The 8,830-nt window shown below is 57.2% G+C and carries 7 protein-coding genes; 2 read left to right on the top strand and 5 right to left on the bottom strand.

Going from position 1 to position 8,830, the window contains the following annotated elements; all coding sequences use genetic code 11:
- From tnpB to NKI41_RS16335, 4 genes are all read right to left on the bottom strand, one after another.
- Positions 1–212: IS66 family insertion sequence element accessory protein TnpB (tnpB, locus tag NKI41_RS16350; RefSeq protein WP_352683958.1), on the bottom strand; the 212-nt coding region annotated here is incomplete at its 3' end.
- Positions 209–562 (bottom strand): IS66-like element accessory protein TnpA, encoded by a 354-nt coding sequence (tnpA, locus tag NKI41_RS16345; protein WP_031239744.1) that lies wholly within the window; start codon positions 560–562, stop codon positions 209–211. The genes tnpB and tnpA, both read right to left, overlap by 4 nt.
- Positions 563–1,261: 699 nt before the next feature.
- A complete protein-coding gene (locus NKI41_RS16340; protein WP_352683956.1) occupies positions 1,262–2,212 on the bottom strand; it encodes a 2-hydroxyacid dehydrogenase in 951 nt (316 codons plus the stop codon).
- Positions 2,213–3,111: 899 nt separating this feature from the next.
- Positions 3,112–3,750 (bottom strand): TetR/AcrR family transcriptional regulator, encoded by a 639-nt coding sequence (locus tag NKI41_RS16335; RefSeq protein ID WP_352683953.1) that lies wholly within the window; start codon positions 3,748–3,750, stop codon positions 3,112–3,114.
- Between the two features lie 171 nt (positions 3,751–3,921).
- On the opposite strand from NKI41_RS16335, the gene NKI41_RS16330 reads away from it, so the two are divergent.
- A complete protein-coding gene (locus tag NKI41_RS16330; RefSeq protein WP_352683951.1) occupies positions 3,922–4,617 on the top strand; it encodes a hypothetical protein in 696 nt (231 codons plus the stop codon).
- A gap of 124 nt (positions 4,618–4,741) precedes the next feature.
- Here NKI41_RS16330 and NKI41_RS16325 read toward each other — a convergent pair whose 3' ends face one another.
- Positions 4,742–5,179: a helix-turn-helix domain-containing protein gene (locus NKI41_RS16325; protein ID WP_352683949.1), complete on the bottom strand. Its 438-nt coding sequence runs from the start codon at positions 5,177–5,179 to the stop codon at positions 4,742–4,744.
- 586 nt (positions 5,180–5,765) lie between these two features.
- Between NKI41_RS16325 and NKI41_RS16320 the strand changes: the two genes are divergently transcribed.
- The gene (locus tag NKI41_RS16320) at positions 5,766–8,819 is read left to right on the top strand and encodes an ATP-binding protein (protein WP_352683947.1); all 3,054 of its coding nucleotides are present in this window, start codon (positions 5,766–5,768) and stop codon (positions 8,817–8,819) included.
- Positions 8,820–8,830 lie beyond the last annotated feature (11 nt).

Raw genomic sequence — 8,830 nt, 5'->3', positions numbered from 1 at the left:
AGCCGTTTTGCATACAGCGACATGCCGAGCCCATCATGCCAGATAATCTTGATCAGATTGCCGCTGCGGCCGCGGAAGACATAAATATCGCCGGCATGCGGGTCCCGGCCCAGCGTCTCCTGAACCTGCAGAGCGAGGCCTTGCATCCCGCGACGCATATCGGTCCGGCCGACCGCCAACCAGATCCGCACCTGGCTCGGAACCGGGATCATGAAACGCCCAGCGCCTTCACCATCGCTGCCGCCAGTGTTGGCGGCGTGGTCAGCGGAATCCGCAGCCGCACCTTGCCGGCGACCTCCAGCTCGATCACCGCTGGGGATGCCGCCGGCCGCGAAACGGCGACAGGCTCATCGGGAGCCACGACAACTTCGGCAAAGCCCGTCTCGCGGGCTCTCACCGTGCGGCGCCACTTATAGATCAGGCTGGTCGCGACATCGTACTGACGCGCTACCGCCGCCACTGTGGCCCCGGGCGCGAATGCCGCGGCCAGTATCCGGCACTGATCCTCTTCACGCCAACGACGACGACGCTCAGGCCCGGTCAATAACGTCACATGGCTCATGCTGTGCTGCTAACTTCGCTCGTAAGGGCGACCTTAAGAGCGCAGCCTCGCTACCGTGCCGTCCTCTCGCAAGGCGGCCTTCGCCGGAGGGTATCTGAATGAACCGTCATCGAGAAAGAGATCACACCGGAAAGCCATCGGGCTCAGAACGCACCATCCAAGACTTCGAGCCAAGAAAGCGGGCGAAGAAAATGCTTCAGGCCCGGATCTGTATCTATCCCGGATAAGCATCCGGCCCGTGCGATTTCTTCTATTTAGGTGTGCTCTATCAGAGTCTTACGGGGACCGCATGGCTTCGAATTGGGGAGGACATGAAATAGGTTCCTTGCGGTATCGGCGCTTGTAGCGCCCGAGCATGTTACCTTCGGCTCCGACAGCGCAGCTTGCCAACTGCGTAGCTTGGCTCTTAGATCCCGCCTAAGGTCCGATAAGTTGGATTTCGAAGAATTCTGTCAACTTAAGGTAAACTTAATGTAATGCGTTCTCTTACAGGCCTAAGAGGACGCACGTTTTTGGTTGACAGAATTGGATGCGGATCGTCGGTGATTGGCGGCTAAGTTGACATTGTCAACTTAGCCCGCATTCAAAGCGCTCCAGTAAGCCTCCGGCCTTCTAAGAAAATGTGCTTCTAGCAGATTTGAGATGTCCACGCTTCATGAGATCGGGAGCTGCTTAAGTCGGTAAACACACTACTTCGATTCAATAACCCCGTTCGAGGTCGATCTTATTGGACAGAGGCTCTCCTCTTGCGACTTGACCGCAGAGATCGGCGACCTGGTCGATTCCAGAATCCACCCAGAAGCTCGCGACATGAGGTGTGATGGTCACCCTGGGATGAGTCCATAACGGCGATGAAGCCTCCAGCGGTTCACGCTCAAACACGTCAAGACAAGCACCAGAAAGCTGACCTTCGTCGAGGGCGCGGATCAGGTCGGCTTCGTTGACATGCGCGCCCCTGCCGACATTCACAAGGTAGGCACCTCGCTTCATTGTTCCAAAGGCACTCGAGTTCAGTATCCCACGAGTGTCACCAGTCAGGGGCAGTGAACAGATAACGAAGTCCCGATTTGTGAGTGCGTCCGCAAGCTGGGCACGGCCAAAGTAACTGTGTATACCAGGAAGCGTCTTTTGATGACGAGACCAGACTGCTGTGTCGTAGCCAAAGTCCGCAAACAGCTTTGCGGCCCAGCCACCGATCCGGCCCGCACCCAGCACAACAATTCTTGTCTCGGAGATCTTCCGCGGCGCGATCGGATTCCAAAACTTGCGGGCTTGTAGACTCACGTAATCCGCAACATGCCGTTGCTGGCAGAGAACGCGAAGGACGATGTATTGCACCACTTCCGAAGCCTGCTCACGCGTTGCGAGCCTGATGAGCGGAACACTATTGGGAAAGCTCTGAAGATCAATACCCTCGACACCGGCCCCCAAATAGACAACGGCGCTTAGCCCCGTCATGGCGTCAAAAAAACCAGGACTGGCGCCCTTGTCGATCAGCACAATATCTATGTCATTTTTGTTCCCGGCGTCTGGCCAAAGCCTGAACTCCAGCTGCGGCACACGGGTTTTCAGCTCAGCAGCCCATACTTGTGAATCAATGTAGTCAGGATACTCATTGACCATCAGAACGGTAATGGGCTCGCCGAACACTTCGCCCTCCCAGATTCAGGTAATCAGGCATCCACCGGATAACCGCTCTGTCGAGACTGAGTTTTGCGCAAACTGGCACCAGTTGCAAGAACAGACTCCGGCACAAGGGCGCGTTGGTGCGCCGGCTCCGGTCTATCCAGGCTTAGATATTCGGTTTGGTCTCTGCGCGAAGAACCTCGATGACCATCGACGAGTTCTTAGAGGTGCGCGCTAGGCTGAAAGAAATCGAGGAGCAATACCCTCTTGTCTTAGTCGAGTTGTCTTAGTCGAGGTCGATCCCGGCCTTTAGGCCGCAGGAGGCGGGCACCCGGTTATCACCTTCTCAGTGTTTTCGAGCCTCTGAGCAACGGTGCCGGAAGACTTTGCGGTGTAGCGTGGTGATTGATCAGTTCGCCCGGCCACGGTGCAACACTTGCCCTATCCGACTCTGATCCTGAAACCCATGCTCTGTCAAATGCAGGTCACACTCGTATAGATCCCAAATAGCGCTCAGGACACTCGTGGAGAACGGCCGGGCTGGCTGCGGCCCTCCCACACAAAGCGGTGCATTGGCGGGATATTTGTCTGGCGCAACAAAAGGCATCCCCATGGGCTGACCACGGCGATCCTAGGACTTCCATCCATCTATGGGGTTCATCCGGAGTCAGAGATAAAGTCGATCGGTTCCTAGGAACCCGGGTGCGCGTCATGAGCTTCCTCTCATGGCATCTAGAACCGACACCCGATTGCCGTAGTGGGTGCGCTCGCCAACATCCGCATACTTCGCCGACCGCACTGGATTAGCGGGACTGACCGAACATGCGCTCCATGCTCGCGGTCCGCACTCGAGCTTGAGGTCGTCAAAAATCAGGTGGCTGCCGCCAATGGCTCAGATGAGTGCCAACGGCGCTTTGTCCCCATTAGGTTCCGTTGTTTCCAATGAGGGTCACGAAGTGCTTTAATGCGTCCTCCGCAGTTCGCTCCGCAGTATGTCCAGCCACTGCCCACTGCGCAAAGTGTCCGTCAATGCACATGCGTGCGAGCCCGTAGACGAGCGCCCTCGCGGCTATCTGGGTCTCTGCTATGTTGTCTGACCGGAGCAAGTTTCGTCGCTGTGCTTCTGCCATCGATCCTTCTACCAGCGAACGCACCGCTTCGTTATCGTGACGCAGCGACTCCGAATTGTCCCAATCAATAAGACTCCGTGTCGAGATGATCTGGAAATGGGTGGGGTTTCGAATTGCCCAGCGCAAATAGGCGACTCCAACAGCGGCAAAGCGCTCGATCGGGTCGTCCGTCGCAACGTGCTCGACTGCCTTCGTAATCTCCGAGCGGAACCGGCTCATTGCCTGCTCTGCGACAGCCGTCATCAATGCGGTCTTGTTGCTGAAGTGACGGAAGGGTGCGCCGGGGGAAACGCCCGCCCGCTTTGCGGCTTCGCGCACGCTCACATTGTCGAGGCCGCCCTCCTCGACAAGTTGAACCGCGGCATCGATTAGCGCCTCCCGCAAATTGCCATGGTGGTAGCTGGTGCGGCGAGACGACTTGGCTTTTGGCATCGGTTTCCCTTCGTTCCGTAGAGCTTGCATCACGCGTCAATATCATAATCCCGCGAATTATGTAATCACTGTTTACACTCTCGACAAAAGGATGTAAGCAGCGATTACAAATGGGATCGGAACAGGCCTGCGGTCTACGCGGCTCCCAAATTCCCAGATGGAGGAATGAACATGCCCGCCAGAAACGCCGAACCCCGCCATCCGCAATCGTTAACGTCGTCCCAAGGTCCAGCCGAAGAACATCAGCACAAGGAGAATTTCCGGACTGTTCCGGCGAGCGGGGCTTTGCCCAGCGTAAAGCTTTACCGGCTTGCCTCCGTCGCTGGGATGGGGAGCGCACTTATTCTTCTGGTCAACGCGGCCAAACGCAGCGCGCTCATCGCGACCACCGATCTAACGCAACTTCTCGCGCCACTCGCCGAGATATTGGCGCTCGGTCTTGTCGTAGGCTTGTTTCTTGCGTTTGGCCGGCGCGCGGGCTTGCTCGGCACTATCGCGTTTATCGTCAACTTCTTTGCACTAGCAAGTTTGGTAGGTGTGGAAGTGGTGATCAATCTCGTGTTTTCGAAACTTCCGCTGACAACCATCATTGACCTACGAGCCGGGCCGCTCGGACTGGCTCTAGCCGTCAGTTCGTTTCTTTTTCTGTTTGGGACGCTCGCGTTTGTAATCTCTCTTGCCGTCGGAAGAGCCGTGCCGCGCATTCAACTCGCTCTCTATTTCATTGGCGCGGTGCCTATCGCGCTCCGTGCGTTCGTGCCGGAGTGGGCTCTTGACCTGGGCCTGGTGATTCTTGCGACAGCGATCGCCTGGCTGGCCGGATGGCTGTGGATACGCGCGAGCACTGTCGACGAATTCAGGCCGTAAAGCGTGGCGACCTTAACCGCTCAGAATTGATGCACCTATCGCGCGGTGCACAATTCAGCCTCACAATTCCGGTTCGCTTTGGTCAAACTCGATCGTTCACAGTGATCGAGTCTCGACCCTGGCGTTACTCGGCATCATTCGACTGCCTTCGTGCCACGCCACCAAAGAGGGCGCGTAGTATCTTTCTAAACACAACCGATAGCTTCGGATCCGCTCCGTTTGAGAATTTGCGGATCGCGCCGATGATCTCCCGCTCGTTTTCTGAGAACTGGCCCACAATCTCCTGAAATGCCGCACGGTCTTTTTCATTGCCGTCCTGCGTGAGTGCCATGACGAATAGCTCGCGAGGATCGGTTTCTAGCGCCTTGGCGATGCTCACGACACGATAAAGCGGCACCTTGGTTCTCCCGCTCTTAAGCATCGCTATGACGTTGTCGTTCACAAAACCGATCGCTCTGGCTATGTCCCTTTGGCTCTTTCGGTGGCTCAGTTCATAGATACGCTTGTCCAAGAATTTAGCGATCTCGGATTTAAGAGGCGCCCCCCTGCTATCGTTGCTCATGCTCGTCCTCTCTGTAAGTCTATGATGTTGTTTAATATATATCAAGAAATGATAGGTAATCGTAGATTACCATCGAATGTTACAAGACCAAATTGCGCCTCCCAGCCCTCCTCATTCAACATACCACTCAAAAAACTCCTTTTAACCCATTTGATTCTTAGCAAATATATACATAAGTCACCTATGACTTACTACGGCCTAAGGCGCGACGGTGCGCGCATAGTGCCCGCGGCGGGCAGAGGTGGCGAGGCGGAAATGGCCTGATTAGGCAAGCCGAGCTTGGTAAGGCAGCTAGTTTTGCCCTATTAGCCGATGGTCCTAGGGTGCGTCGTCCTATCCAAGCGTGCGACAGGCGCCCGCAGGACCACCAAGGGAGATGAACCAGTCAACCTGACGGTCTGTCAGGCTGCGAGACGTGTCGAGTTTGCTAGAGGAGCTATCGAACCCTGTGGATTAGTCCACAAAATGCCTTCTCACCTTTCGGATGGTTTTTATCACTAGGACGTAGTCCGCCGAAGCGGATAAGAGAGCACTTGGATTTCGATTTGCAGCGTTGTCTGCGGTTCCAGAAAAAACGGGCGGGGGAATGGGACATCAGAACATATTCGACCTGTGCAAACCGCGTGAAGACGTGGTCAAGGGCACAATCGCAGATAGCGACTATGCGGCCAATCTCGCGAACGTCCTGACTGGCCGCGCTTCGCGCGACTACACCGACGCCCCAACGTTCTTCACGAACACTTATCCTACTGAAGGGCTGAAAGAGCTTCTCGTCAACGTCTGCGGTCGACTGTCGGGTCGCGGCGAAAGCGTGTCAGCCGTTTTCCGCCTAGACACTTCATTCGGCGGCGGTAAGACGCACGGCCTGATTGCCCTTGTGCACGCCGCAGCAGGGATGAAGCAGGTTTCAAATATCGCGGAATTCCTCGATCCGGCACTCGTGCCGACCCGGCCCGTCCGTGTCGCCGCCTTCGATGGCGAGAATGCCGACCCCGCGAACGGTCGGCCAATGGGCGAAGGAATACGTGCCCATACGCCTTGGGGCGAAATTGCCTTTCAGCTGGCTGGGAAGGCTGGCTACGAGATCGTGCGTCGATCCGACGAGCAGCGAATTGCTCCGGGTGCAGATACCATCAAGGAATTGTTCGGTTCCGATCCGGTGCTTGTCGTTTTAGACGAACTTGGCGAATATCTTCGGCGGGTTCAGGGCATGGGTGGGCGCGACCAACTGACCGCCTTCCTGAAGGCACTTCTGACCGCAATCGAAAGCACCCCGCAGGCGGCAATCGTCTATACGCTTGCGGTTCGATCCGATGGCAAGGGAGTGGATGCTTTCGCTGACGAGAACGAGTTTCTCGCCAGCGCCATGTCGGAACTAGAAAGCGTCTCCGGCCGGAAGGCGACCAACCTCAATCCAACAAGGGACGATGAGACCGCGAAGGTTATCCGGCGGCGCCTTTTTGCGTCGATTGACGATCCCCGCGCAACGGACGTGATCAACGCTTATCGCGAACTATGGACTACCCACCGCGACATTCTATCGGAAGAAGCCAGGCGCTCGGCCACGAGCGCAGAATTCGCGCAAACCTATCCCTTTCACCCAGACGTGCTGGATACACTCACCGGGAAAACCGCCACGCTCGGCGGCTTTCAACGCGTTCGTGGAATGCTGCGTATTCTGGCAAAGACCGTTGCGACAGTCTGGGCAAGCCGGCCTTCCGATGCGTCCGCGATCCATCTGCATCATATCGATCTGGGATCGGATGTCATTCGCCGGGAGTTCACGACGCGCCTGCAGCAAGGCGCCTTCGTGCCCGCGATTCTCAACGACATTGCTGGGCCGCCCGAGAAGCTGGCTTTGGCTCAAGAACTGGACTCGAAAAACTTCAAGGGCCTTCTGCCTTATGGCACCTACGTCGCCCGCACGATCTTCATCCATACCCTGGCGTTCAACAACGACCTTAAAGGCGTTGCAGTCGACCACTTGCGCTATTCGATCCTGAGCCCTGCGGCGGACCTTTCCTTCATCGACGATGCCAGGACGAAATTTCGTGCAGAATCCGCCTATCTCGATGATCGTCCAAACGCGCCGCTGCGCTTCAACGCCGAAGCCAACCTTACGCAGGTTATCGGGCGGGAAGAGAAGAACATCGATCCCGGCGAGGCGCGAACCCAGCTTGTCGACCGCGCAAAGGCAATCTTCGGTGGGCAATCCTTCGACCTCGTGCCATTCCCGGGCGGACCATGGGATGTCCCGGATGACGTTTCGGACGGGAAGCCGCGGCTTGTTCTGCTTTCTCACGACGCGCTGGAAATCGGCGCCGATCTTCGCGAGATCCCCGACATAGTCGGGCGCATGTTCGAACGGAAGGGCGCGGACGGTAACGGCCTGCGATCCCTGAGAAACAACTTGGTCTTCGTCGTCGCTGACGAGACCAAGGTCAACGAGATGAAGCGGGCGATCGTGCGCCGCCTCGCCCTTCAGGAACTCAAGCGGCCCGAGCGCGTCAAGGAACTTGCCGAGCACCAGCAAGCCAAGGTCTTCGAACTCGAGAAAAAGTCCGAGACGGAGGCCGCTATCGCAATCCAGCAGTGCTATCGCCACATCCTCTACCCGTCCCGGAATGCGCTGAGCGGCGCTGGCTCGGTGCAGTTGGCGCATTCGGTGATCGATATTCAGAACGCCTCCGAGCGACCGGGATCAGGCCAGCTTCAGGTCGTTCGGCAGCTGCAAAGTCAGAACAAGGTTCGCGACGCTTCTGACTCGCCCGATTCCCCGTCCTATATCCGCGATCGCACGCCCTTGAAGAAAGGGCAGATGACGACGCGCGATCTTCGCGATGAATTCCGCCGCGACCCTTCGCTCTCGATCCTCCTGTCGGATGACGTGTTCCGCAAGGCGATCCGAAAGGGCATCGAGGAAGGCGTCTATGTCTACAGGCGCGGCGATCTGCTTGCCGGTCCAGGCGATCCGATGCCTTCGATCAACATCGATGAAGAAACCACGATCTTCACGATGGACTTCGCCAAGTCCAACGGTGTGTGGCCACGGCCGGCGCCCGCGTCGGCGGCCCAACCCGCTTCGGCTGGGACTGGCGCTTCGATTTCGAGCGAGCCGCTCCCGCCGATCGGCGGCGCACCGGGTGGGGGGTTCGGCGAACGACCACAAGTTGGCCCGGAGGGCGCTTTGGTCGCGAATGCCAAAGTGTTCACCGCCGAGGGCGTGCTGAAGGAAGCGCTGCGGAAGGTGATCGAACAGGCAAAGACCGCGAAGCTCGAAAAGGTAGATCGAGTCGTAATCCGTCTGTTCGAATATGGCGACGCCTTCAAGCTGATTCCGATTGCCAACTCGATCTCTGGAACCAAGCGTTCGGTGACGTTGGAGGGCGGCTACACGACGACCCAAGACAGCGAGATGATGTTCGAGTTCAAGGGCGAAGCTCAGGATGCTTCGACGATCAAGGACTATCTCGAACCGCAGTTTCGGGCCGCGAAAGTGACCGATCTCAAGGCCAGTATTCTGTTTGATTTTGAAGGCGGGCTCGCGCTGGGTGGAGATGCCGCGGACAGATTTATCGAGAAGCTGACGCGCTTTGCGAGCGCGGCTGCGTATGTCGAAGCAACGGCGGAGGTGAAGTGAAGTTATGAATG

The organism is Mesorhizobium sp. M0601, from assembly GCF_040320845.1.
Lineage (GTDB): Bacteria > Pseudomonadota > Alphaproteobacteria > Rhizobiales > Rhizobiaceae > Mesorhizobium.
This window is presented reverse-complemented; position numbering and strand designations above follow the sequence as displayed.

Excerpts from the sequence above, each read along its gene's own strand:
- tnpA (WP_031239744.1), bottom strand. The coding sequence starts at position 562 with ATGAGCCATGTGACGTTATTGACCGGGCCTGAGCGTCGTCGTCGTTGG.
- NKI41_RS16335 (WP_352683953.1), bottom strand. The coding sequence starts at position 3,750 with ATGCCAAAAGCCAAGTCGTCTCGCCGCACCAGCTACCACCATGGCAAT.
- NKI41_RS16330 (WP_352683951.1), top strand. The coding sequence starts at position 3,922 with ATGCCCGCCAGAAACGCCGAACCCCGCCATCCGCAATCGTTAACGTCG.
- NKI41_RS16325 (WP_352683949.1), bottom strand. The coding sequence starts at position 5,179 with ATGAGCAACGATAGCAGGGGGGCGCCTCTTAAATCCGAGATCGCTAAA.
- NKI41_RS16320 (WP_352683947.1), top strand. The coding sequence starts at position 5,766 with ATGGGACATCAGAACATATTCGACCTGTGCAAACCGCGTGAAGACGTG.